Consider the following 23482-nt stretch of genomic DNA (forward strand, 5'->3'; position numbering starts at 1 on the left):
TTATGCCGCCTGTTCAGACACCGACATCGCGCGCAGCGCCTCGACCACATCGTCGATCGTGCGGATGGTCTTGAACACTTCCGGCTGCAGGCGCTTGCCCGTCAGCTGCTTCAGCTTGACCGCCAGGTCGACCGCGTCGATGCTGTCGATATCGAGTTCGGCGTACAGATTCGACTGCGGCGTCAGCGCCGCCGGATCGAGCTCGAACATTTCGGCCAGCAGCTGCACTACCCATGCGTACAATTCATCGCGGCTCATTGCGCTCATATCTACCATTTTGCTGCTCCTTACTTCTTTCTGTGAGTGTCAACCATGGCCGCCAGCGCCCGTACCGAGGCAAAGTGGCGGCGCGTATCGGCCGAATCGGCCGACAGGGAAATGCCGTATTTTTTTTGCAGGGCGACGCCCAGTTCCAGCGCATCGATCGAATCGAGTCCCAGGCCCTCGACAAACAGGGGCGCATCCGTATCGATATCGGCAGCGCTCACGTCTTCCAGTTGCAGCGCCTCGATGATCAGTTCCTTCACTTCTTGTTCAAGCATGTTGTTCCTGTTTCCCGCTAAAGTAATGTTGCAAATGAGTGGTCAAGGTACGCGCCGCCATCACGTCGCTGGCGCCACCGCCGGTAAACTCGCCGATCGCCAGGTCGTCCTGCACGGCGATCTCGAAATGCGCACGGCGGGCCGGCACGCGCCACCATGGCTCGCCCTTGCCCAGGGTCCTGGGCAGGCAACGGATCAGCACCGGCGTCACGTCGCGGCGGCCGCGCACGGCGATATTCGCCGCGCCCCGCTTCAGCAGGACCTCGCCGCTGCATGGCGTGCGCGTGCCTTCCGGGAAAATGATCAGGTTATTGCCGCGCTCCAGCGATGCCAGGCAGGCGTCCACCAGTTCGGCGCCGCCCGTGTTATTGATATAGCCTGCCGCGCGCACGGGACCGCCCGTAAACGGGTTATTCCACAAATCGGACTTGACGATGCAATCGGCCTGCTTGACATACGCCATCAGGAAAATCGTGTCGATCAGGGTCGGATGATTGGCCAGGATTAGCAAGCCGCCGCGTTCCAGCTTGTCGAGACCGCGCAAGTCGTAGCGCAGTACGCCGAGAAAACGCATCAGACCGATGTACAAGCGAAAACTCCAGCGGATGATGGTGCGCGCGCAGGCAATGCGCGTCTCGCACCGCCACACCAGCATCTGCAGCACGGGAAACACCAGCACGCGCAGCAGCAAGCCACCGAGGCCGAAGGCGGCAAAACTGAGCGCGGTCGCGATGGTACGCCAGCCTATCGACAGGCCGGTGCGGACAGCCTTCAGCCTATGCATGACGGCTCCAGCACCATGCCTGGCGGTTGGCCGCATGCTCGAACGTGCGGGCCTCGCCGAGCATGAATCGCAATACGGCCAGGCTGCCCGGCATGGCGCCGGCGGCCACCGCCAACGCGTCATCACTGCCGCGGGCGCGCCACGTCAGGCTGAAAGCGGTGCCGGGGGTAGCCTCGGCCTGCAGCAGCCAGGCAAACGCATGCGACTGCTCATGGCAGTCTTCAAAAGCTTCGAATGGCACCGGCAAGGGACACTCCGCCAGCACCAGCAATACCTGTGCCGCGCCATCGGCCAGCAAGCCGCACGCCTCGATCACCGCGGCTTCGAGGCTGGCCGCACCGGCAGCGATGGCCAGCTGATTCGCCGTATCGGCGCGGGCGATGGAAAACAGGCCTGCGCTGGCATTGTGTACGGCCATGCCGAATGCCGTCGGCGACAAGGGTTCGCCCTGGGCCAGCGCCGACAACAGTTCGACGGCGCGCGCCACCTCGCCATGGCGGGAACAAAAGACGAGCGGAATATCACGCTGTTCGCCGAGGCAGGCGTACGCCACTTCGAGCGCCATCTTGCCCAGCTGACCGGCGCGGCGGCGCAGCATCGGCGTCATCGCACGCACGCCCGGCTCGCCAGCAGCAGCAATCGGTGCGACGGGCAAGGTGCTTTGCGCCCACGCGCGCCATTGCTGCGGCGTTTCCAGGCCTGGCGCCCATGCGGCATGTCTGACAATTGAAAAACGGACACCGTCGGTGCGCATATGCATATCCCTGAGCTCAAAAAAGGCGAACTCACGTCAAAACTGCGCAAAAAGCCTCGCCGGCGTTCTTTTCAAATTATAAACGAAGGAAGTAAAAATAACTAAAATAAATGGCCGTGGAGCAACTTTTTAAATGCAAATACAAAATCCATCTTTTAAAGATGGACCTCACTTTAGTTACTATTTGCAACACTCACATCGATTATTTTCAATGGGAGAATAAGCATTCTCCGGCAAACCGCCGGCATTCTCGGAACGGGTGTTTTTTTATCCATGATCAAAACAAGGTGCGCATACCACAAAGTGGAGCGTTGTTTTTAGATAACACACTCAACATGGCGCAATGGCGCGGAAAATACGGTCGCCGGGCATGACTGGCCACTGCGCGCCAGGATGGAATGCCCCGGAAAAACGGGCAGCCACATATTATCCACGCATGGCTTAAAGCGGGTGCGCGGCAAGGACGATACAGAGCGTTTGCTTTATGCCAGTTCCAGCCGGCCGATTCAACTCTGGCGGCTTTACATATCAGCATGAAAAAACATGAAACGCCGTGACGATGGGCGCGCCCATATGCAGGGTCTTGGCCGTCAGCGACATATTGGCGACACCATCGGACGAGGTGGCCAGGATGGCCTTGCAGGGATGGATGCCCTGCCAGTGCGACAAGGCCAGCCCGAAGGGCAGCGACCAGCAGCATCAAGAAGCTGCACCGAGCCGCGCCGGCCATGTAGCGGGGAGCAGTATGCAGGAAGGCGGGGCCAAAGCATGTATCCAGGGCCAGGGCGATGACGATGACGATGAACAGGGAGTCCGTGCGATCATCAATCCGGGCAGGCGCAACAGATGGTGGCGCCCGCCAATCCGGTGACCAGTGCCGCACAGTAAGGGCAATATACTGTGCGCCAGCATGGCCACCTCGCCAACGTTAAAACACCCAGAGCTTATCGGCCGGCATGTGCAACCAGTACTTGCCCGCTTCGAGCTTGTGGCGCGAATAGGCGCGCAGGCTGATGTTTTCGGCGCCGCCGCGTTCGAACAGGCATTCCCAGCGGTCACCCAGGTACATGCACGTCAGCAGCGGCAGCTCGATGGCATTGTCGACCTGCGTGGCGCTGATCTTGACTTCCTCGACGCGGATCATAGTGGTCACCTCCGTGCCCACGTTGGCGCCGCGCGCCACGCCCTGCATGGAGGCGCCATCGACCAGCAGGCGCACCTGATTGCCTTCGCGCTGCACCACCTTGCCGGGCAGGCGGTTGTTACTGCCCATGAATTCGGCCGTGAACAGGGTGTCCGGCGTTTCATACATGCTTTGCGGCGTGCCCTGCTGCTCGATCTTGCCGTTATTCAGCAGCAGGATGCGGTCGGAAATGGCCATCGCCTCGCCCTGGTCATGCGTCACCATCAGCGCGGACAGACCCAGGCGCACGATCAGTTCGCGCAGGAAGGCGCGTGCTTCCTCGCGCAGCTTGGCGTCCAGGTTCGACAGCGGTTCGTCGAGCAGGATCACGGGCGGGTTGTACACCAGCGCGCGGGCGATCGCCACGCGCTGCTGCTGGCCGCCGGACAGCTGGTGCGGATAGCGCTCGCCCAGGTGACCCAGGCCCAGCTGCGTCAGCACTTCCTTGATGCGCGCGGCGATTTCCGTGCTGCCCATCTTGCGCAATTTGAGGCCGTAGGCGACGTTGTCGAACACGGTCTTGTGCGGCCACAGCGCGTACGACTGGAACACCAGTCCCAGGTTGCGGTGCTCGGCCGGCATTTCGAAATGCTTCGCGCCATCGAAGACATTGCGCTCGCCGATCTGGATGGTGCCCGCCTTCGGGCTTTCCAGGCCGGCGACGGCGCGCAGCAAGGTGGTCTTGCCGCTGCCCGAAGGCCCCAGCAAGGCGACCACTTCGCCTTTTTTCAGGTGCATCGAGACGCCCTTCAGGATCTGGTTGGCGGAGGCGCCGGTGCCGTAGTCCAGGTACAGCTCATTGACGGTCAATTCATTCATGATGTGGTCTCAGTCTTTGTATTTAGTTATGCGGCTCAGTTGTGTAACTTCACGCCGAAGCGCAGCGCGATGCCCAGGCCGATGGCCACCAGGGTGATATTGATGAAGGACAGCGCCGCCACCAGATCGGTCGAGCCGCCCGCCCACAGCGACACCAGCATGGCGCCGATCACTTCCGTGCCCGGCGAGAGCAGGTACACGCCCGTCGAATATTCGCGTTCGAAGATCAGGAACACCATCAGCCAGGCGCCCAGCAAGCCGTATTTGATCAGCGGCAGGGTCACGTCGCGTGTCACCTGGCCGCGGTTGGCGCCGACGGCGCGCGCCGCCTCTTCCAGCTCCGGTCCCACTTGCAGCAGCGCCGTGGAAATCAAACGCATGCCGTAGGCCATCCACACCACCGAATACGCGAGCCACAGGGCGAAGATCGTCGAGCGCACTTCGCGCAGCACTGGTATCACATGGCCGCTCAGCCACAGGGCCACGCCGTTGTCCATGCCTTTCAATATGCCGTCGAGCCAGGCCGGCACGAACAGGAACACCCACAGGAACGACAAGCCGGCCAGCAAACCCGGCACGGCGCGCGGCACCAGCACGCTGTAATCGAGCAGGCGCGTGATGCCGTCCTGCTTGCGGTGCATGGCCAGCGCGATGAAGCTGTAGCAGCCCACGGCCAGCGCACCGCCGACGACGCCGATCAGGATGGTGTTGACGATGCCGCGCACCAGCGATGGCTGGTCGAAAATATCGCGGAAGTGCTGCAGGGTCAATACGTCGGCCAGGTGCACGCCCTCGCCCCAGTACTGCACGAAGGAGCGCAGCACGATGCCGCTCAAAGGCAGGATGATGGTGAAGATCAGCCAGCCTGCCAGCAGGGCAAACGCCAGCCACTTCCAGCGGCCCAGCGGCATCGCCTTGCTGCGCGCGCCCTTGCCCTTGATCGACACATATTTGTTGGCGGACTTGAGCAGCCAGCGCTGTATCATCACCAGCGGCATGGTCACCATCACCAGGCAGACGGCGACGGCGGCCATCAGGTGGTACGACGGCGTGCCGAGTTTATTCGTCAGCTTGTACAGATAGGTCGGCAGCACCAGATGGCCTTCCGGATCGCCGAGCACCAGCACCAGGCCGAATACTTCGAAGCCGAGGAAGAACACCAGCACGCCCGCATACGCCAGCGCCGGCATGATCATCGGCAGCGACACGTTGAGCATGACCTGCACCGGCGAAGCGCCGGCCACGCGGGCCGCCTCTTCCACGTCCGAACCCAGGCTTTTCAGGGCTGACGAGGCATACAGGTAGACGTGCGGCACGTGCGTCAGGCCGGCGATGATGACGATGCTGGTGAAGGAATAAATATTCCAGGGCACGAAGCCGAACAGCTCCTTGGCCCAGACCGAGTAAAAGCCCACGGGTCCCATCGACACGACGTAGCCAAAGCCCATCACCATCGGCGAGACAAAGATCGGCACCAGCAGCATCGGCGCCACCCAGCCGCGGCCAGGCAAATCCGTGCGCACCATCAGGAAGGCCAGCATGCCGCCCAGCGGCACGGCGATCACGGTCAGGCCGCAGGCAAGCATCAGGCCATTCTTGAAGGCCATCGAGAAATCGGGATCATCGAAGATGAAACGATAGGAATCAAAGCCGAATTCGCGCACCGGCATGAAAAACGGCGCGTTCAGAAAGCTCTGGTAAAAAATCAGGAACAGCGGCAGGAAAATGGCGACCATGGTGATCGCCACGACCACGCCGCGCGGCCAGTTCAGGCGCGACAAGGGAGAGCGCGACCGTGCAGGCAGCGGCAAGATAGCAGTTTGCATGATGAATCCAATGAATGAGGGGTGCGGCATCCAGCCGCCGGCGAACGCCCGCGGCTGGCCAAGGAACTCCGATAAAACCGTAGCGAGCGGCAGTGAGTTGTGGCTGAGAAGCGGAGCTGTGCGAATGCACAGTGAGCATCGGAGGCCGCAAATCGCGACGCGCAGTAGGTTTTTCGGATGTTCCTACTTTTTGCCGGCCGTTTCTTTCCACTGCTTCAAGAAGGCCATGCGCTTGGCTGGTCCCAGGAATTGCAGGATGATCGGATGCACGGGCACCGGCTTGACATTGGCCGCGCCGATTTCCTTGATCAGGTCCGCCGAGGTGGTCTCGCCCGTGACGTCGGCGCGGATGGCGAACAGCTTGGCGCCGTTCGCGATGATGGTCTGGCCGCGGTGCGACAGGATGTAGTCGAGCCACAGCTTGCTGGCGTTGACGTTCTTCGCGTTCTTGTTGATGAACTGCACGCGCGACAGGATCAGGGTGTAATCCTTGGGCAGCACCACGCCAATCGACGGATCGGTCTTGGCGCGCACCAGGGCGTAGGAGCCCAGCACGTTGTAGCCGATCAGGTTTTCGCCCGACGAAATGCGCTCCATCATGGTGCCCGTCGACGACTGCACGCGCACCTTGGCCGTGCCAAACGCGTTTTGCAGCGCCAGGAACTGCGGATATTCCTTCGCGTCCTGCGACATGAACATGAAGCCCACGCCCGACTTTTCGATGTCGTAGGTGGTGACCTTGTCCTTGAATTTCGGCGTGGCGATCAGCTTGACGAAGTCGTCGTGGTTCTTCGGCACTTCCTTCGGATCGAGCAAACGCTTGTTGTAGACGATGGCGGCAGGCTCGAACGTGGTGCCGTAAGCCTGGTCGTCCCACATGGCCCAGCCGGGAATCTTGCCCGCTTCGACCGACTTGTATTTCAGGGCGTAGCCATCGGAGGCCAGGCGCATCTGCAAGTCCATCGCCGACGACCACATCACGTCGGCCGTGTTGCCGCCGGCGGCCACTTCGGAAATGAAGCGGTTGTACACTTCCGTCGAATTCATGTCGTTGTATTCGACCGAGATGCCGGGATACAGGGCGCTGAAATCCTTGATCAGCGGTGCGGCGGCCTTGCTGTCGGTGGCGCTGTAGATCACCACCTTGCCTTCCTTCTTGGCCGCGTCGATGATCTTCTGGTAATCGGCCGGATAACCTGCCGGCACCTGCGCGAAAGCGGCGCCGGTGCTACCCGCGAAAGCGGCGGCCAGGGCGATGGCGAGAATGGTTTTGGTTTGCATGGTTTGTCTCCGTCTGTGATTGTTGTATGGTTTGCTATGGGACTCAGCGCATCAGGCCCAGTTCGGCCGCCTGCCTGGAGTAGCGTTCGACTGCCTGGTTTACGTACTGCGTCAATTTGTCGCCCGTCAGCGCGAACGGATACATGCCCGATTGCGTGCGCCACTGGGCAAACTGCGGCGTGGCCATCGCACGGTCGAACGTGGCCACCCAGCGCTGGTAATCCTGCTCCGGCACTTGCGGCCCCATCCACAGGCCGCGGATGATGGGCCAGACCACGTCGACGCCCTGCTCACGCGCCGTCGGCACGCTGGCCAGCACGCCGGGCAAGCGCTTTTCCGACAGCACCGCCAGCACGCGCGCATGGCTGTCGCCCGCGTTCAGGGTCGCTTCCGATGTGTCGCCCGACATCACCTGCACGTAGTTGGCCTGCATCGCCGTGAATATCTCGCCGCCGCCTTCCAGCGCCACGAAGCGCAGCACTTTCGGGTCGATGCCGGCCCGGCGCGCCACCAGCGCCATCTTCACCCAGTCCTGGCTGCCGATGGTGCCGGACACGCCGATCAGCACCTTGTCGGGGTGGCGCTTGAGCGCGGCGATCAGGTCGGCCAGACTCTTGTAGGGCGAGTCGCTGCGCACGGCGATCATGCCGTAGTCGGCGCCCAGCGCCGCCACCCAGCGCACGTCGCCCGTCTTGGCGTTGCCGAACTTGCCTTGCGCCAGGTTCAGCAGCGAACCGCCCGAAAACACCACCAGGGTGTTGGCTTCGGCACGCCGGCGCTGCGACCCCATCGAGCGCCACGCCACCGCGCCGATGCCGCCCGGCAGATAGCTGATGCGCACCGAGGACGCGAACGGCGCTGCCGCCGCCGGATCGGGCTGCAGCAGCCCTTTCTGCGCCAGCTTGCAGGTCAGGTCCATGGCGCCGCCCGGCTTGGACGGCACCACGCAGTCGACTTCAGGCGCGGCCGCTGCCGCCAGCGCGGGCAGCGGCGCGGACAACAACAACAGCGACAGGAACGCGGTGCGCAGCATGCTCATGCCTTAAAAGCGGTGCTGGATGCCGGCGATCAGGCCGCGCTGCGTGTCGCCGAAACCGGCGTCGTCACGCGACAGGCTGACCAGCTGGTTGTGCTTGGCCTTGGCGTAGGCGCCCGCCACATACAGGTCGGTGCGCTTGGACAGGGCATAGCGCACGCGCGCCACGTACATGATCGGATCGGCATTGAGGTTGGCCGCCACGTTTTTCACGTCCTGGTAGTAGATCACGCCCGTCAGGGTGACGACCGGCGTGGTCTTGTAGCTGACGCCGCCCCAGTACAGGGTGCCGCGCACGTCGGCCTTGCCGGCTGCCGCAGGATCGAGCTTGTAGTCGCGCGCCGCCGCCTGCACTTTCCACGGGCCGTCGTCATACATGGCGCCCAGGTGGTAGACGGTGGTCTTGTCGCGCGCGCCGCCGGCGATGGTGTTGCCGTTGACCTGTTCATACGTGGCCAGCAGGCTGACCGGACCGGTCTTGTAGGTGACGGCCGTGGACAGCTTGGCGCTGTCCGAGTTGCCCGTCGACTGTTCGCCGAAACCGTACGATGCGCCGTAGCTGAAGTCGCCCGTCTTGCCCGAGTACTTGACCATGTTGTCGAAGGCCGTCGTCATGCCGTATTTGCTTGGGCCCGTCGCGTTGGCCGAGGTGGCCCACGAGTAGAACGGCGCATACGCCATCGGATCGAATGGCAGCACGAAATCGTACACGGTGGTGAACGAACGTCCCAGCACGACGCGGCCAAACGCGCCTTCCAGGCCCACGTTGGCCTGGCGCTTGAACAGCGCGCCGTCGGCCGCGCCCGTGTCGACCAGGATGCCGCCTTCCAGATTGAAGACGGCTTTCAGGCCGCCGCCCAGGTCTTCGCTGCCCAGGATGCCCCAGCGCGAGGTGTTCATGCCGCCGGAGCTCACTTGCGTCATCGAGCTTTTGTTCGGACCGGCGTTGCTGGTGTTGCTGATGCCGGCGTCCAGGCGGCCGTACAGGGTGACGTTCGACTGGGCGTGGGCGCTGCCAGCTGCGGCAAGTACCGCCATGGCGGCCAGCGAGAATGCGGTTTTCTTCATGTAAAGTGTCTCCCTTAGATATAGTTATTGGTGATATGCCTGATCAATTTCATGAATCAGGATCACACTATATGATCGTGATCCTTTCAATTCGCTTTCAGACTGACAGGTGTCGTCCGCCAGCCACAAGGAGGACAAACTTATTCATCGCCGCCCCTGTCGGCGCGGCGCCAGCAGGCTTACACTGTATCGTTTCAAACGAATGGCGGAGACCATGCGCATATTACTAGTGGAAGACCATCTGGAGCTGTCGCACTGGCTGGCAAAGGCCCTGCGCGACGCGCACCTGACGGTGGAGACCGCCCACAACGGCGCCGATGCCGACGCCCTGCTGCATACGCAGGAATATTCTTTGGTGCTGCTCGACCTGACCCTGCCGAAGATGGATGGCCTGGACGTGCTGCGCCGCCTGCGCGCGCGCGGCGGCACGCGCGGCAAGACTCCCGTCATGATACTCACGGCGCGCGGCGGCCTCGATGAAAAAGTACAGGGCCTGAACCTGGGCGCGGACGACTACATGGCCAAACCGTTCGAACTGGCCGAACTGGAAGCGCGCGTAAAAGCCCTGCTGCGCCGCAGCCAGGGCAACGAAGCCCTTGTGCACACCTGCGGCGCCCTCAGTTTCGACACCGTCACGCGCATGTTCAGCTATGGCGGCGCGGCGCTGGCGCTGACGCCGCGCGAACACGCGGTGCTCGAAGCGCTGATCACGCGCTCGGGGCGCGCCGTGTCGAAGGAAAAACTCTTCGACGAAGTCTTCGCGCTGGCCGACGACGCCAACCTGGACGCCATCGAACTGTATATCCACCGCGTGCGCAAAAAACTCGAGAGCGGCGTGGAAAGCGGCTCGCCCGACGGCGCCGTCATCACCACCCTGCGCGGCATCGGCTACCTGCTGCAGCCGCGCAGCGCCATGGCGCCGGCCGCGCCAAAATGAGCGTGCGCGCTCCACGCCCGCCCCTGCTGGAACGCCTGCGCCGGCGCCGGGCGCAGGGCCGGCCGCTGGGCAGCCTGCGCAGCCAGCTGCTGCGCTGGCTGCTCATCCCGCTGGTGATGCTGGTGCTGCTCGATGCCGTTTTTGTCTACCGCAACGCGCTCGACGCGGCCGACATGGCCTACGACCGCTCCCTGCTGGCGTCGACGCGGGCGCTGGCCGAAAGAGTCTCCATCGTCAACGGCAAGGTGGTGGCCGAAGTGCCTTATGTGGCGCTCGACAGCTTCGAGACCGACACCCTGGGCCGCATCTACTACAAGGTGACGGGCATCAATGGCGAGCTGGTGTCGGGCTATGGCGACTTGCCGCCCGTGCCGAAAAACGTGCCCCGCTCGCAGAATTATCCGGCCCTGGTGCGCTTCTACCACGCCGACTACCACGGCAAGCCGATCCGCATCGCCGCCCTGCTGCAGCCCGTGTATGACGACTCGATGCGCGGCATCGCCCTGATCCAGGTGGCCGAGACGCTGGACGCGCGGCGCGGCCTGTCGAACCAGATCCTGTTCGACACCCTGATCTGGCAGGCCGCGATGATACTGGTGATGGGCGCCCTCGTGTGGTTTGCCGTGCGCCTGGTGCTGCGCCCGCTGATGCGCCTGAAAACGGAAGTCGAGACGCGCACCCTGTCCGACCTGTCCGACGTCGATCCCACGCTGGTGCACAAGGAAATGCGCCCGCTGGTGAGCGCCATGAACGGCTCCATGTCGCGCCTGCAGCAGCTGATCGCCAGCCAGCGCCGCTTCATCGCCGATGCCTCGCACCAGCTGCGCACGCCGTTGACGGTGCTGAAAACCCAGGCCGAACTGGCCATGCGCGAATGCGACCGCCAGGCGGGCGCGCCGCCGGACATCGCCGCCCTGCGCGACATCGTGCGTTCGATCGCCGTCACCACCGATTCGACCGTGCTGCTGGCCAACCGCCTGCTGACCCTGGCGCGCATCGAGCATGGCGGCGAGAACCTGGCGATGGACACGGTGCCCTTGCGCGACGTGGCGCAGCAGGTGGGGCTGGAAATGGCCATGGCCGCCGTCGGCAGGCATATCGACCTGTCGCTGGAAGCGCCCGACGAAGCGCCCGTGCATGGCCAGGCCCTGCTGCTGCATGAACTGGTGGCCAACCTGGTCGACAACGCCCTGCGCTACACGCCGCAGGGCGGCAGCGTGATCCTGCGCGTGCGCGCGGGCGGCCGTGGAGACGAAACGGTGCTGGAAGTGGAAGACAGCGGCGCCGGCATCCCGCCGGCGGAACGCGAACGCGTGTTCACGCCGTTCTACCGCGTCGGCGCGGCGCTGGAAAGCAATCCGGGCGGCGCCGGGCTTGGCCTGGCCATCGTGCGCGACATCGCGGCCCTGCACGGCGCGCGCCTGGAACTGGCGACGGCGGCGAATGGACATGGGCTGAAAGTCGGCGTGTATTTCGCCCCGGCGCCAGTCGATGCTAAGATCGCGTCCTGAGATTTTAAGGAAGGCAGCGCCATGATGACCAAAGAAGATGTAACCGAACTGTTTGCCAATATCGCCGAGAACGCGCCGTGGGATTTGTCCCAGCCGCTGCTGTGGGGCTATTACTTCACCAACCCCACCTCCGAACCGCTGGAACAGGCCGCCACCCTGCTGGCGCTGCAGGGCTACCGCCCGGTGGAGCTGTATCAGCCAGAACTCGACGACCCGGCGGCACCGCCAGTGTGGGTGCTGCACGTGGAAAAGGCCGAAGTACATGGCGTCGACAGCCTGCACGCGCGCAATGGCGAACTGATGGTGTTTGCGCAGGAAAACCAGCTGGCCAGCTATGACGGCATGGACGTGGGCCCCGTCGCCGCGCCTTGAGCGGTGTAGGCGTAGGTCGGATCAGGTCCGAAGGGCCGTAATCCGACAGCACCATCCATGCCAACAATGTTGTCGGATTACGTGCGGCCTTGCCGCACTAATCCGGCCTACTGGCCATGACCACATGGGCGTGGGCGCCGTCATCCGGCAACATCACGCATAAAAAAACGGCGCCCGCGGGCGCCGTTTTGCATGGCTCGCCGCAAACGCTCAGCTGAGGTTTTCCAGGCGGATCTTGGTGACCGTGCCTACCACGCTATTGAGGGCTTCCATCTTCTCGATGGCGGCCGTGACGTTCTTTTCCTGCGTCTGGTGCGTCAGCATGATGATGTCAGTGTGCGTCTCGCCCTCGGCCGGCTCTTTTTGCAGCATGGCGTCGATCGAGATGCAGCGGTCGGCCAGGATGCGCGTCAGGTCGGCCAGCACGCCCGGCTGGTCGGCCACGTGCATGCGCAGGTAATAGCTGGTGGTGATTTCCGACATCGGCAGAATCGCGATATCGGTCATCGCGTTCGGCTGGAACGCCAGGTGCGGCACGCGGTGTTCCGGGTCCGCCGTGGCCAGGCGCGTGATGTCGACCAGGTCGGCGATCACCGACGAGGCGGTCGGCTCGGCGCCCGCGCCGCGGCCCGAGTACAGGCTGGCGCCGACGGCGTCGCCATGCACCAGCACCGCGTTCATTGCGCCTTCCACGTTGGCGATCAGGCGCTTGGCTGGGATCAGCGTCGGATGCACGCGCAGCTCGATGCCTTCCACGCCGTTGACGGTGGCGCGCTTGGTGATGCCCAGCAGCTTGATGCGGTAGCCCAGCTGCTCGGCGTAGCGGATGTCGACGGCATTGAGGTTGCTGATGCCTTCCACGTAGGCCTTGTCGAACTGCACCGGGATGCCGAAGGCGATGGCCGACATGATGGTGGCCTTGTGCGCGGCGTCGACACCTTCGATGTCGAAGGTGGGGTCGGCTTCCGCGTAACCGAGTTCCTGCGCCTGTTTCAGCACGGTGGCGAAATCGAGGCCCTTGTCGCGCATCTCGGACAGGATGAAATTGGTGGTGCCGTTGATGATGCCGGCGATCCATTCGATGCGGTTGGCCGTCAAGCCTTCGCGCAGCGCCTTGATGATGGGGATGCCGCCGGCGACGGCCGCTTCGAAGGCCACCATCACGCCCTTGTCCTGGGCGGCGGCGAAGATTTCGTTGCCGTGCACGGCCAGCAGGGCCTTGTTGGCCGTGACCACGTGCTTGCCGTTGGCGATCGCCTGCATGACCAGGGTTTTCGACAGGTCGTAGCCGCCGATCAGTTCGACGACGATGTCGATCTCGGGATCGTTGACGATCTGGTAGGGGTCATTGACGACCTTGCAGCCGCCGGCGACGAGCGCTTCGGCGCGCGCCACGTCGCGCACGGCGACGGCGACGACTTCAATGCCGCGGCCCGCGCGGCGCTTGATTTCTTCCTGGTTGCGTTTCAGGACGCTGAACGTGCCGTAACCGACGTTGCCCAGGCCCAGCAGGCCGATCTTGATGGATTTCATAGTTGTGCTTGACTGCTCATAAGTGGCGCCCCCTTTGGGCGGCGCCAGGTTGATCGAGATTGCTGCTGGCTGGTTCAGCCCCGGCCGTGACGCTTGCGGTAACCTTCGAGGAAGCGCGCAATGCGCCCCATGGCCTCGGTCAGGTCATCGGAGTTGGGCAGGAAGACGACGCGGAAATGGTCGGGCGCGATCCAGTTGAAGCCCGTACCCTGCACGATCAGGACCTTCGCTTCAGCCAGTAATTCATAGGCAAACTGCTGGTCGTCGGCGATCGGGTAGATCTCCGGGTCCAGGCGCGGGAACATGTACAGCGCGGCCTTTGGCTTGACACAGGTGACGCCCGGAATATCGGTCAGCAGCTTGTGCGCCAGGTCGCGCTGTTTCAACAGGCGCCCGCCGGGCCCCACCAGGTCTTGTATGCTCTGGTAGCCGCCAAGCGCCGTCTGGATGGCAAACTGCCCCGGCGCGTTGGCGCATAGCCGCATCGAGGCCAGCATGTTGAGGCCTTCGATGTAATCTTTTGCGTGGCGCTTTTCACCCGAGACCACCATCCAGCCGGAACGGTAGCCGCAGGAGCGGTAATTCTTCGACAGGCCGTTCATGGTGATGAACAGCACGTCGTCGGCCAGCGAGGCGATCGACACGTGCTCGGCTTCATCGTACAGCACCTTGTCGTATATCTCGTCGGCGAAAATGATCAATTGGTGCTGGCGCGCCAGTTCGACGATCTGCAGCAGCACGGAAACCGGGTACAGCGCGCCCGTGGGATTGTTCGGGTTGATGACGACGATGGCTTTCGTTTGCGGCGTGATCTTGCGGCGCATGTCCTCGATGTCGGGATACCACTCGTTCTGCTCGTCGCACACATAGTGCACGGGATTGCCGCCCGACAGGCTGACGGCGGCCGTCCACAGCGGGTAATCGGGCGCCGGCACCAGCACTTCGTCGCCACTGTTGAGCAGCGCGTTCATCGACATGACGATCAGTTCGGAAGCGCCATTGCCCAGGTAAATGTCATCGATGGTCACGCCGGCGATATTCTTGCCCTGCGTGTAGTGCATGACGGCCTTGCGCGGCGCGAACATGCCTTTCGAATCCGTATAGCCGGCCGCGTTCTGCAGATTGAGCATCATGTCGCGCACGATCTCGTCGGGCGGATCGAAGCCGAATACGGCCAGATTGCCGATATTGAGCTTGGTGATCTTGTGGCCTTCTTCTTCCATTTGCCTGGATTTTTCCAGGACCGGGCCGCGGATGTCGTAGCAGACGTCCGCCAATTTATTCGATTTCTGAATCGGTCGCAAAATAAATCCCTGTCGTGATGCGGCGCGGAGACCGAAGCTTGCAGCATGATAGCCGCGCCAGAACTATGAACCCGTGAAACTGCGATGCGAAAGACTGCAAGGCGAAAACAACCATTCTCGCCGAAAACAGGCCATTTTATCAAATTAAACATGGCGAACCCCAGCATTTGACGCCGATTCTGCCACGCCGGCGTCTCCGCACGGCAATCGGGCGGGCGCCATCTTCATCTTCCCTTAATCTTGCAGCATTACCATGGCGCAGGCAGGCATTGCCACTGTGGCGCCGAACATTGCAATTTGGAAAGGATATTGCTTTTCAGTCGCTCTTTTCTGTCATTTATGGCATGCTTACGCCCTTGGCCGCGGCACGCAGTTTGGCCGCGCGCGCACCGATCAACCGACACGACCAGCCCCGATATCGCCATGAAACTCCACGCCAGCAGCACCCAACAATACCAGACTGTCACCGGCTATGACGAAAACGGCGTCGAGATCAATGCCCAGCCCTACAACTACAGCCTGATCGTCATGCCGGAAACACCGCCACGCGCGTGGGAAGTCACCAGTTTCGAAGAATTAACGGAGGCGCATTTCGCGCAAATCCTGGCCGACGCACCCGACGTGGTCATCCTCGGCACGGGCGAGCGCCAGCGCTTCGTGCATCCGAAACTGACGGCCGCGCTGACCATGCGCCGCATCGGCGTCGAATGCATGGATAGCCAGGCTGCCTGCCGCACCTACAATATCCTCATGGGCGAAGGCCGCAAGGTCACCCTGGCACTGATCCTGGCTCCGGCCGCAGGCAAGGCCGCATGAAAATCAACGTCAACGAGCTGCACTCGTCGCGGGTGCTGATGTGGTCGCTGCTGGGCATCTTCATCGTCGTCACCCTGTATGCGCTGGGTATCCGTACCCTGGTGCCGCCCGACGAGGGCCGCTACGCCGAGATGGCGCGCGAAATGTTCGTCACGGGCGACTGGATCACCACGCGCCTGAACGGCATCAAGTACTTTGAAAAGCCGCCGCTGCAAACGTGGATGAATGCGCTGACCTTCGCCGCCTTCGGCCTGGGCGAATGGCAGGCACGCCTGTGGACTGGCCTGTGCGGCATCATCGGCGTGTGCATGACGGCCTACGCGGGCAAGAAAGTGTTCGGCCCGCGCGTGGGGCTGTATGCGGGCCTGGTGCTGGCATCGAGCCTGTTCTGGCTCGCTTCCGGCCAGATCAATTCGTTGGACATGGGCCTGTCGGGCATGATGACCCTGACCCTGGGCAGCCTGCTGATCGCCCAGCGCGACGACGCCACGGCGACGGAGCGGCGCAACTGGATGCTGGCCTGCTGGGCCGCCATGGCGCTGGCCGTGCTGGCCAAGGGCCTGATCGGCATCGTGCTGCCGGGTGGCGTGCTGGTGCTGTATTCGCTGTGTGCGCGCGACTGGCGCATCTGGACGCGCTTGCACCTGGTCAAGGGCTTGCTGGTGTTCTTCGCCATCGCCACGCCGTGGTTCGTGCTGGTCGCCCTGCGCAATCCGGAACAGCCGCATTTCTTCTTCATCCACGAGCACTTCCAGCGCTTCCTGATGAAGGGCCACAAGCGCGAAGGCGCCTGGTACTACTTCCTGGTGCTGCTCATTCCCGGCATCCTGCCCTGGATAGGCGTGCTGCCGCAAAGCCTGGCCGCCGCGTTCCAGCGCCAGGAAGGCGCCTTCCAGCCCCGCTTGATGCTGCTGATCTGGGCCGTCTTCATTTTCTTCTTCTTCAGCTATTCGACCTCGAAGCTGCCTGGCTACATCGTGCCCGTCTTCCCGGCGCTGGCCCTGCTCGTGGCGCTGTATCTGGAATCGGCCTCGCGCCGCCAGCGCCTGTTCGCCGCCGGCCTGCTGTGCGTGCTGGGCGCGGCCATCCTGATCGGCGGACCGATCGCCTTCGGCAAGGCCAGCGCACGCGACGCGGAAGCCCTGGTCGCGCTCAAGGGTTACCAGCCATGGCTGATGGCGGCCGGCTTCTTCGCCCTGGCCGGCGGCGCCCTGGCCTTGCTGCATGCGCGCCAGCTGCGCCGCGACATGACGGTGCTGACGATTGCCGGCGCCGGCTTCCTGGCCACGCACTGCATCCTGGCCGGCTCCGAACTGTATGGCCAGAACCGCGCAGGCACCGACATGCTGCCGCAGATCCAGGCCGAACTGACGGCCGATACCAAGCTTTATTCGGTCGGCATCTACGAGCAGTCGCTGACGTATTACCTGCAGCGGCCCGTGATCCTCGTCGATTACTGGGATGAGTTCACGTTTGGCCTGAAACAGCAGCCCGAGCTGTCCATTCCGGACATCGAGACTTTCATCACGCAATGGACGAACGATGCCCATGCCGGCGTGCGCGGCATGGCCATTATCAGCCTGAACCGTTACAAGGAATTGCAAGCGCGTGGTGTGCCCATGCGCCTGATTGCCGAAGATGCGCGCCGCATGGTCATTGCCAACAAATAATGTTTAACCGGGGCGCGAGGCAGCACGGACCGCGCCCCCGGCCAGCCTGCCCCACCCCCGCATCAGCTGGATTTTTCACCGCTGAACTGGCTGCGCCGCCATACTGACGATATAAAATAGCCATGCCTGCCAGCCGCCTTTAACGGCACTGGCAGCCTCGGCGATGCCGATACCCTGACCCAACACAGATTCAAGAATTGCGCCCATGACCTCTACCCTGCCCTTTTTGCCCTTTTCCAAACCCACCATCGATGAAGCGACCATCGCCGCCGTCGGCGACGTGCTGCGCTCGGGCTGGATCACCAGCGGCCCGAAAGTGCAGGCCTTCGAAGCCCAGCTGTCCGAGTATTTCGGCGGGCGTCCCGTGCGCACCTTCAATTCGGGCACGTGCACCATGGAAATCGCACTGCGCATCGCCGGCATCGGCCCCGGCGACGAGGTCATCACCACGCCCGTGTCGTGGGTAGCGACGGCCAACGTCATCATCGAAGTGGGCGCCACGCCCGTGTTTGCCGACATCGACCCCGTCACCCGGAATATCGACCTCGACAAGCTGGAAGCGGCCATCACCCCGCGCACCAAAGCCATCATCCCCGTCTACCTGTCCGGTTTGCCCGTCGACATGGACCGCCTGTACGCGATCGCCGACAAGTACAAGCTGCGCGTCGTGGAAGACGCGGCGCAAGCGTTCGGCTCCACCTGGAAAGGCAAGCGCATCGGCGCGTTTGGCGACTTCGTCTCGTTCAGCTTCCAGGCCAACAAGAACATCACCACGGGCGAAGGCGGCGCGCTGGTCCTGAACAACCTGGAAGAAGCCAAGCTGGCCGAGAAATACCGGCTGCAGGGCGTCACGCGCAGCGGCGTCGACGGCATCGACGTCGACGTGCTGGGCGGCAAATACAACATGAGCGACATCATGGCCGCCATCGGCCTGGGCCAGTTCGCCAATATCGACGCGATCACGGCCCACCGCCGCGCGCTCGCGCGCCATTACTTTGCGCAATTCGGCAGCGACTTCGAAGCGCAGAGCGGCGCCCAGCTGCCCGTACAGGATTTTGAGAACAGCAACTGGCATTTGTTCCAGATCATCCTGCCCGACAATGGCCCCGGCACGCGCGCCGCCTTCATGCAGCAAATGGCGCAGCAAAACGTGGGAACGGGCTATCATTACGCACCGATCCACCTGTTTACCATGTACCGCGAACGCGGCTTTACCGAGGGCATGTTCCCCGTCTCGGAAAAGATCGGCCGCCTGACCGTGACCTTGCCGATGTTCTACGCCATGACGACACAGGACGTGGAACGCGCCGTCGCCACCGTCAAATCCATACTCATCAAATGAGCAGCGCGCCGATGAAACCTGAACTGTCCATTATCATTCCAATCTACAACGAACAGGATGGTCTGGCCAGCCTGTTCGCCCGCCTGTATCCGGCCCTCGACGCCCTGCAGACGAGCTACGAGATCATCTTCGTCAACGATGGCAGCCGCGACAATTCGGTGGCCATCCTGGCGGAACAGTTCCGCCAGCGTCCCGACGTCACGCGCGTCGTCCTGTTCAACGGTAATTATGGCCAGCACATGGCCATCCTGGCCGGTTTTGAAGCGTCGCGCGGGCAGATCATGGTCACGCTCGACGCCGACCTGCAGAACCCGCCCGAAGAAATCGGCAATCTGGTGGCGAAGATGCGCGAAGGCTACGATTACGTGGGCTCGATCCGGCGCAAGCGGCAAGATTCCGCCTGGCGCACCCTGGCCTCGAAGATGATGAACCGTCTGCGTGAAAAGATCACGAATATCAAGATTACCGATCAGGGCAACATGCTGCGCGCGTATGGCCGCAACGTGATCGACCTGGTCAACCAGTGCGCCGAGGTCAACACCTTCGTGCCCGCCCTGGCCTACACGTTCGCCCGCAAGCCCACGGAAATTACCGTCGAGCACGAGGAACGCTCGGCCGGCGAGTCGAAATACTCGCTGTACAGCCTGATCCGCCTCAATTTCGACCTGGTCACGGGCTTTTCGCTGATACCCCTGCAAATCTTTTCCATGCTGGGCATGCTGCTGTCCTTCAGTTCGGCCGTGCTGGTGATCTATCTGCTGGCGCGCCGCTTCCTGTTCGGCGCCGAGGCGCAAGGCGTGTTCACCCTGTTCGCCATCGCCTTCTTCCTGATGGGCGTGATCCTGTTCGGTATCGGCCTGGTGGGCGAATACGTGGGACGCATCTTCCAGCAAGTGCGCGCCCGACCCCGCTACGTGGTGCAAACCATCTTGCAGGACGGCATGGTCCAGGCGGAAGCCGAGGCGGCATCGTATGTGCGCCTGGAAAAGCGCCAGGTGGGCCGCTGATGGGCGCCCCGCGCGGCGTCGTCTTCGGCTACCACAATGTCGGCGTGCGCTGCATCAAGGTGCTGCTGGCCGGCGGCGTCGACATCGCCCTCGTCGTCACGCACGAAGACAGCCCCACGGAAAACCTGTGGTTCGAATCCGTCGCCAGCCTGTGCCAGGCCGAAGGCATTCCGTACATCACGCCTTCGGACGCGCGCGCGCCCGAATTGCTGGCGCAGGTGCAGGCGGCGGCACCGGACATGCTGTTCAGCTTTTACTACCGCCACATGCTGCCGGCCAGCATCCTGGAAGTCGCGCCCGCCTACAATATGCACGGCTCGCTGCTGCCGCAGTTCCGCGGCCGCGCGCCCGTCAACTGGGCCGTGCTGCATGGCGCCCCGCAAACGGGCGCCACCCTGCATGAAATGACGGTCAAGCCCGATGCCGGCGCCATCGTCGCGCAAACGGCCGTGCCCATCCTGCCCGACGACACAGCCTTCGAAGTCTTCGGCAAGGTCACCGTGGCGGCGGAACAAACGCTGTGGGGGGTACTGCCAGCCTTGCTGGACGGCACGGCGCCGCGCCAGCTCAACGATTTGCGCCAGGGCGGCTATTTTGGCGGCCGCACGCCGGAAGATGGCCGCATCGACTGGAAGTTACCCGCACAGCAGGTATACAACCTGCACCGGGCTGTCGCGCCACCGTATCCAGGCGCCTTCACCGAAGTCAACAATGTCATTTACACCATCGAAAAAGCCCGTTTGAGCAAGCATTCCGCAGGAAGTTTGCCACCGGGCTTGGCGGTAGTGGATAATTGTATCTTTGGCGTCTGCGGAGACGGCCGGATGCTGGCCATTTCCGCGCTGAGGGCTGCCGGGGAGCCGATTTCGGCTCAGCAATTGCAAGCAAGTCTGACCGCCCGCGTCAGCACACATTGATATCACTCAAGAGAATCTCACATGAAAAAAGTCCTCATCTTAGGCGTCAACGGCTTCATCGGCCACCACCTGTCCAAGCGTATCCTGGAAACCACCGACTGGCATGTCTACGGCATGGACATGAACACGGACCGCATCACGGAATTGCTGGAAGATGACAACTACAAGTCGCGCATGCACTTCTTCGAAGGCGACATCACGATCAACAAGGAATGGGTCGAGTACCACGTCAAGAAATGCGACGTGATCCTGCCCCTGGTCGCCATCGCCACGCCATCGACCTACGTCAAGCAGCCGCTGCGCGTCTTCGAACTGGACTTCGAAGCCAACCTGCCTATCGTCCGCTCGGCCGCCAAGTACGGCAAGCACCTGGTCTTCCCGTCGACCTCGGAAGTGTATGGCATGTGCCATGACGAGGAATTCGACCCGGAAAACTCGGAACTGATCTGCGGCCCGATCAACAAGCCGCGCTGGATCTATTCGAACGCCAAACAGCTGATGGACCGCGTGATCTGGGGCTACGGCATGGAAGGCTTGAACTTCACCCTGTTCCGTCCATTCAACTGGATCGGCGCGGGCCTGGACTCGATCCACACGCCGAAAGAAGGTTCCTCGCGCGTCGTGACGCAATTCTTTGGCCACATCGTGCGCGGCGAGAACATCTCGCTGGTCGACGGCGGCGCGCAGAAACGCGCGTTCACCTACATCGACGACGGCATCGATGCATTGATCCGCATCATTGCCAACAAGAACGGCATCGCCAGCGGCAAGATCTACAACATTGGCAATCCGACCAATAACTACTCGATCCGCGACCTGGCCGGCATGATGCTGACCCTGGCCGCCGAGTACCCGGAATACGCCGAAGGCGCGAAACACGTGAAAATCGTGGAAACGACTTCGGGTGCCTACTACGGCGCCGGCTACCAGGACGTGCAGAACCGCGTGCCGAAAATCACGAACACCTGCGAAGAGCTGGGCTGGGCGCCGACCACCACCATGGCCGATTCCCTGCGCAATATTTTCGACGCCTACCGCAGCCAGGTAGCCCAAGCCAAAGCCTTGATGGATTAATGTTGAGCAAGCCGTTCCTGACCCTGAAAATCGACGTCGATACCTATCGCGGCACCCGTGAAGGCATGGGCAATCTGGTGCGCATGCTGGCCGCGCACCAGGCCAAGGCCACCTTTCTGTTCTCGCTGGGGCCCGACCACACGGGCTGGGCCCTGCGGCGCGCCTTGCGTCCCGGCTTTTTCAGCAAGGTGTCGCGCACGTCGGTGGTCGAGCACTACGGCTTGAAAACATTGATGTACGGCACCTTGCTGCCGGGACCCGATATCGGCAAGCAATGCGCGGCGCAATTGCGCGCCGTGCGCGATGCCGGTTTCGAGTGCGGCATCCACACCTGGGATCACACCCTGTGGCAAGACAACGTGGCCAGGCGCAACGCCGCCTGGACCATCAACATGATGCGCAAGGCCGCCAACCGCTATGAACAGGTGTTTGGCGTAGCGCCGCATACGCACGGCGCGGCCGGCTGGCAAATGAATGTCAGCGCCTTTGTCGAACACGACACGGCCGGCTACCGCTTTGCCTCCGATGGCCGCGCCATGCTCGACGCGCGCGGCGCCATGGTGCATCCGGGCAATGGCCCGCACCGCGTGCGCAATGGCAACACCATCCTGCAATGCGTGCAATTGCCCACCACCCTGCCGACGCTCGACGAACTGCTGGGCTGCGAAATCGACGGCAAATTGATTACAACTGGCAATGTTGCCGCACATATATTGTCGCTGACGGCGGACAACCCGCGCGATCACGTATATACCTTGCACGCGGAACTTGAAGGTCAGAAACTCGCCCCCATTTTCGAACAACTGCTGGCTGGCTGGAAAGCCCAGGGCTACCAGTTCGCGGCGATGGGCGATTATTATGAAAAGATAAAAAATACGGACTTGCCCGTTTGTCCCGTCACCTGGGATGAGTTGCCAGGCCGTTCGGGACGCCTGATTGTGCAGGGCAAAGCGGCCTGAATGCTGTATTGTTGCACCTGGATGCGTTGCCAGGTTAAAAACAGCGCTGATGATGACCGTTCAGGAGAGAACCTGTGGCTGATAGCCAATCCCTCGTTAGCATACCCGACTTTAGCGCCGCCATGACCAGCGGCAAGACTTTTCAGTTACTGGGCCGCCCGGCCAAGGCCACGGTGCTGTTTTTCTATCCGAAGGACAACACTCCTGGTTGCACCACGGAAAATATTGCTTTCCGTGATGCCTATCCGCAATTCGTCGCCGCCGGCGTGGAAATCTACGGCATCAGCCGCGATTCCCTGCGCTCGCACGAAAGTTTCAAAGCCAAGCTGGAACTGCCGTTCGAGCTCATTTCCGACCCGGACGAAGCCGTTTGCCTGCTGTTTAACGTCATGAAGATGAAACAGATGTACGGCAAGACCGTACGCGGCGTCGAGCGCAGTACGTTTGTGATTGACGCCCAGGGCCGATTGGTGAAAGAATGGAGAGGCGTGAAGGTCGCAACTCACGTGGAAGAAGTGCTGGAATTCGTAGCGCATCTGAATTGATCGTTCATTTTGATCCAATGCGCGTTGTCGGCTTCCAGCAAGCCTGGTTCAACCGCAGTTCAGTTCACGCTACCTATCGCCATTTTGAGTCAACGAAGCGCCTCCATCCACTCCGCCAGGCGGGCCTGCAGCCCGCCGATGGCATCCATGACCGGCCATGCTGCCGGCCTTCCGGCAGTTACTCGTCCTGTAGCATTGTTAT

Annotated in this window: 24 protein-coding genes; 11 read left to right on the forward strand and 13 right to left on the reverse strand. The window is 62.4% G+C overall.

Annotated features, from left to right (window positions below; translation table 11 throughout):
• The 10 genes from P9875_RS22505 to P9875_RS22550 all read right to left on the reverse strand — a co-directional run bounded on the left by P9875_RS22505 (position 1) and on the right by P9875_RS22550 (position 9293).
• Complete coding sequence (locus tag P9875_RS22505) at positions 1-258, reverse strand: acyl carrier protein (RefSeq protein ID WP_034750398.1); 258 nt, start codon at positions 256-258, stop codon at positions 1-3.
• Between the two features lie 29 nt (positions 259-287).
• Entirely contained in the window at positions 288-542 is a 255-nt protein-coding gene (locus P9875_RS22510) for a phosphopantetheine-binding protein (protein WP_034750401.1), read from the reverse strand.
• Positions 535-1326: a lysophospholipid acyltransferase family protein gene (locus tag P9875_RS22515; RefSeq protein WP_278316652.1), complete on the reverse strand. Its 792-nt coding sequence runs from the start codon at positions 1324-1326 to the stop codon at positions 535-537. Before P9875_RS22515 ends, P9875_RS22510 begins: the two co-directional genes overlap by 8 nt.
• Positions 1319-2080 (reverse strand): beta-ketoacyl synthase chain length factor, encoded by a 762-nt coding sequence (locus P9875_RS22520; RefSeq protein ID WP_035827944.1) that lies wholly within the window; start codon positions 2078-2080, stop codon positions 1319-1321. The genes P9875_RS22515 and P9875_RS22520 overlap by 8 nt, the downstream gene beginning before the upstream one ends.
• 528 nt (positions 2081-2608) lie before the next feature.
• Positions 2609-2749: an AbrB family transcriptional regulator gene (locus P9875_RS22525; RefSeq protein WP_161784176.1), complete on the reverse strand. Its 141-nt coding sequence runs from the start codon at positions 2747-2749 to the stop codon at positions 2609-2611.
• Between the two features lie 259 nt (positions 2750-3008).
• Positions 3009-4082: an ABC transporter ATP-binding protein gene (locus P9875_RS22530; protein ID WP_046685768.1), complete on the reverse strand. Its 1074-nt coding sequence runs from the start codon at positions 4080-4082 to the stop codon at positions 3009-3011.
• A gap of 35 nt (positions 4083-4117) precedes the next feature.
• Positions 4118-5908 (reverse strand): ABC transporter permease, encoded by a 1791-nt coding sequence (locus P9875_RS22535; RefSeq protein WP_035820976.1) that lies wholly within the window; start codon positions 5906-5908, stop codon positions 4118-4120.
• Between the two features lie 183 nt (positions 5909-6091).
• On the reverse strand, positions 6092-7189 hold the full coding sequence (locus tag P9875_RS22540; RefSeq protein ID WP_176389579.1) for an ABC transporter substrate-binding protein: 1098 nt from the start codon (positions 7187-7189) through the stop codon (positions 6092-6094).
• A 43-nt stretch (positions 7190-7232) separates the two neighbouring features.
• Positions 7233-8228: a tripartite tricarboxylate transporter substrate binding protein gene (locus P9875_RS22545; RefSeq protein WP_423221798.1), complete on the reverse strand. Its 996-nt coding sequence runs from the start codon at positions 8226-8228 to the stop codon at positions 7233-7235.
• Between the two features lie 3 nt (positions 8229-8231).
• A complete protein-coding gene (locus P9875_RS22550) occupies positions 8232-9293 on the reverse strand; it encodes a porin (protein ID WP_099403680.1) in 1062 nt (353 codons plus the stop codon).
• Positions 9294-9507: 214 nt separating this feature from the next.
• On the opposite strand from P9875_RS22550, the gene P9875_RS22555 reads away from it, so the two are divergent.
• Genes P9875_RS22555 through P9875_RS22565 form a run of 3 tightly spaced genes read left to right on the forward strand, consistent with a single transcriptional unit; the run spans position 9508 to position 12113 of the window.
• Entirely contained in the window at positions 9508-10230 is a 723-nt protein-coding gene (locus P9875_RS22555) for a response regulator (protein ID WP_099389262.1), read from the forward strand.
• Between the two features lie 2 nt (positions 10231-10232).
• On the forward strand, positions 10233-11741 hold the full coding sequence (locus P9875_RS22560; RefSeq protein WP_423221799.1) for a sensor histidine kinase N-terminal domain-containing protein: 1509 nt from the start codon (positions 10233-10235) through the stop codon (positions 11739-11741).
• 21 nt (positions 11742-11762) lie between these two features.
• Positions 11763-12113 carry a ribonuclease E inhibitor RraB gene (locus tag P9875_RS22565; protein ID WP_051958944.1) on the forward strand — a complete coding sequence of 117 codons (351 nt, stop codon included), beginning with the start codon at positions 11763-11765 and terminating at the stop codon, positions 12111-12113.
• 210 nt (positions 12114-12323) lie between these two features.
• Here the strand turns inward: P9875_RS22565 and P9875_RS22570 are convergent, their stop codons facing one another.
• Positions 12324-13646: a homoserine dehydrogenase gene (locus P9875_RS22570; RefSeq protein ID WP_278316655.1), complete on the reverse strand. Its 1323-nt coding sequence runs from the start codon at positions 13644-13646 to the stop codon at positions 12324-12326.
• A gap of 74 nt (positions 13647-13720) precedes the next feature.
• Positions 13721-14950: a pyridoxal phosphate-dependent aminotransferase gene (locus tag P9875_RS22575; RefSeq protein WP_034750427.1), complete on the reverse strand. Its 1230-nt coding sequence runs from the start codon at positions 14948-14950 to the stop codon at positions 13721-13723.
• Positions 14951-15373: 423 nt separating this feature from the next.
• Between P9875_RS22575 and P9875_RS22580 the strand changes: the two genes are divergently transcribed.
• Positions 15374-15766, forward strand: coding sequence for an Mth938-like domain-containing protein (locus P9875_RS22580; RefSeq protein WP_176389577.1), 393 nt, complete (start codon positions 15374-15376; stop codon positions 15764-15766).
• Positions 15763-17436: a glycosyltransferase family 39 protein gene (locus P9875_RS22585; protein ID WP_278316656.1), complete on the forward strand. Its 1674-nt coding sequence runs from the start codon at positions 15763-15765 to the stop codon at positions 17434-17436. The genes P9875_RS22580 and P9875_RS22585 overlap by 4 nt, the downstream gene beginning before the upstream one ends.
• A 75-nt stretch (positions 17437-17511) precedes the next feature.
• Here P9875_RS22585 and P9875_RS22590 read toward each other — a convergent pair whose 3' ends face one another.
• Positions 17512-17643, reverse strand: a complete 132-nt coding sequence (locus P9875_RS22590) for a hypothetical protein (protein ID WP_268747014.1) — start codon at positions 17641-17643, stop codon at positions 17512-17514.
• On the opposite strand from P9875_RS22590, the gene P9875_RS22595 reads away from it, so the two are divergent.
• The 6 genes from P9875_RS22595 (at position 17642) to P9875_RS22620 (ending at position 23280) form a co-directional block, all read left to right on the forward strand.
• Positions 17642-18778 carry a DegT/DnrJ/EryC1/StrS family aminotransferase gene (locus P9875_RS22595; RefSeq protein ID WP_278316657.1) on the forward strand — a complete coding sequence of 379 codons (1137 nt, stop codon included), beginning with the start codon at positions 17642-17644 and terminating at the stop codon, positions 18776-18778. The two genes, P9875_RS22590 and P9875_RS22595, sit on opposite strands and share 2 nt — an antisense overlap.
• A gap of 11 nt (positions 18779-18789) precedes the next feature.
• Positions 18790-19785, forward strand: a complete 996-nt coding sequence (locus P9875_RS22600) for a glycosyltransferase (protein ID WP_035827954.1) — start codon at positions 18790-18792, stop codon at positions 19783-19785.
• Positions 19785-20702 carry a formyltransferase gene (locus P9875_RS22605; protein ID WP_278316658.1) on the forward strand — a complete coding sequence of 306 codons (918 nt, stop codon included), beginning with the start codon at positions 19785-19787 and terminating at the stop codon, positions 20700-20702. Before P9875_RS22600 ends, P9875_RS22605 begins: the two co-directional genes overlap by 1 nt.
• 21 nt (positions 20703-20723) lie before the next feature.
• Entirely contained in the window at positions 20724-21776 is a 1053-nt protein-coding gene (locus tag P9875_RS22610; RefSeq protein ID WP_070290550.1) for a bifunctional UDP-4-keto-pentose/UDP-xylose synthase, read from the forward strand.
• Positions 21776-22735, forward strand: coding sequence for a polysaccharide deacetylase family protein (locus tag P9875_RS22615; protein WP_278316659.1), 960 nt, complete (start codon positions 21776-21778; stop codon positions 22733-22735). The genes P9875_RS22610 and P9875_RS22615 overlap by 1 nt, the downstream gene beginning before the upstream one ends.
• Before the next feature lie 122 nt (positions 22736-22857).
• Positions 22858-23280, forward strand: coding sequence for a peroxiredoxin (locus P9875_RS22620; protein WP_230491980.1), 423 nt, complete (start codon positions 22858-22860; stop codon positions 23278-23280).
• Positions 23281-23482 lie beyond the last annotated feature (202 nt).

Origin of the sequence: Janthinobacterium rivuli (assembly GCF_029690045.1) — a bacterium.
In the GTDB taxonomy this organism is placed as follows: domain Bacteria; phylum Pseudomonadota; class Gammaproteobacteria; order Burkholderiales; family Burkholderiaceae_D; genus Janthinobacterium; species Janthinobacterium rivuli.

Excerpts from the sequence above, each read along its gene's own strand:
- P9875_RS22530 (WP_046685768.1), bottom strand. The coding sequence starts at position 4,082 with ATGAATGAATTGACCGTCAATGAGCTGTACCTGGACTACGGCACCGGC.
- P9875_RS22610 (WP_070290550.1), top strand. The coding sequence starts at position 20,724 with ATGAAAAAAGTCCTCATCTTAGGCGTCAACGGCTTCATCGGCCACCAC.
- P9875_RS22510 (WP_034750401.1), bottom strand. The coding sequence starts at position 542 with ATGCTTGAACAAGAAGTGAAGGAACTGATCATCGAGGCGCTGCAACTG.
- P9875_RS22545 (WP_423221798.1), bottom strand. The coding sequence starts at position 8,228 with ATGAGCATGCTGCGCACCGCGTTCCTGTCGCTGTTGTTGTTGTCCGCG.
- P9875_RS22520 (WP_035827944.1), bottom strand. The coding sequence starts at position 2,080 with ATGCGCACCGACGGTGTCCGTTTTTCAATTGTCAGACATGCCGCATGG.
- P9875_RS22505 (WP_034750398.1), bottom strand. The coding sequence starts at position 258 with ATGAGCCGCGATGAATTGTACGCATGGGTAGTGCAGCTGCTGGCCGAA.
- P9875_RS22620 (WP_230491980.1), top strand. The coding sequence starts at position 22,858 with ATGACCAGCGGCAAGACTTTTCAGTTACTGGGCCGCCCGGCCAAGGCC.
- P9875_RS22515 (WP_278316652.1), bottom strand. The coding sequence starts at position 1,326 with ATGCATAGGCTGAAGGCTGTCCGCACCGGCCTGTCGATAGGCTGGCGT.
- P9875_RS22565 (WP_051958944.1), top strand. The coding sequence starts at position 11,763 with ATGATGACCAAAGAAGATGTAACCGAACTGTTTGCCAATATCGCCGAG.
- P9875_RS22595 (WP_278316657.1), top strand. The coding sequence starts at position 17,642 with ATGACCTCTACCCTGCCCTTTTTGCCCTTTTCCAAACCCACCATCGAT.
- P9875_RS22535 (WP_035820976.1), bottom strand. The coding sequence starts at position 5,908 with ATGCAAACTGCTATCTTGCCGCTGCCTGCACGGTCGCGCTCTCCCTTG.
- P9875_RS22600 (WP_035827954.1), top strand. The coding sequence starts at position 18,790 with ATGAAACCTGAACTGTCCATTATCATTCCAATCTACAACGAACAGGAT.
- P9875_RS22540 (WP_176389579.1), bottom strand. The coding sequence starts at position 7,189 with ATGCAAACCAAAACCATTCTCGCCATCGCCCTGGCCGCCGCTTTCGCG.
- P9875_RS22555 (WP_099389262.1), top strand. The coding sequence starts at position 9,508 with ATGCGCATATTACTAGTGGAAGACCATCTGGAGCTGTCGCACTGGCTG.
- P9875_RS22580 (WP_176389577.1), top strand. The coding sequence starts at position 15,374 with ATGAAACTCCACGCCAGCAGCACCCAACAATACCAGACTGTCACCGGC.
- P9875_RS22585 (WP_278316656.1), top strand. The coding sequence starts at position 15,763 with ATGAAAATCAACGTCAACGAGCTGCACTCGTCGCGGGTGCTGATGTGG.
- P9875_RS22570 (WP_278316655.1), bottom strand. The coding sequence starts at position 13,646 with ATGAAATCCATCAAGATCGGCCTGCTGGGCCTGGGCAACGTCGGTTAC.
- P9875_RS22605 (WP_278316658.1), top strand. The coding sequence starts at position 19,785 with ATGGGCGCCCCGCGCGGCGTCGTCTTCGGCTACCACAATGTCGGCGTG.
- P9875_RS22550 (WP_099403680.1), bottom strand. The coding sequence starts at position 9,293 with ATGAAGAAAACCGCATTCTCGCTGGCCGCCATGGCGGTACTTGCCGCA.
- P9875_RS22615 (WP_278316659.1), top strand. The coding sequence starts at position 21,776 with ATGTTGAGCAAGCCGTTCCTGACCCTGAAAATCGACGTCGATACCTAT.
- P9875_RS22590 (WP_268747014.1), bottom strand. The coding sequence starts at position 17,643 with ATGGGCGCAATTCTTGAATCTGTGTTGGGTCAGGGTATCGGCATCGCC.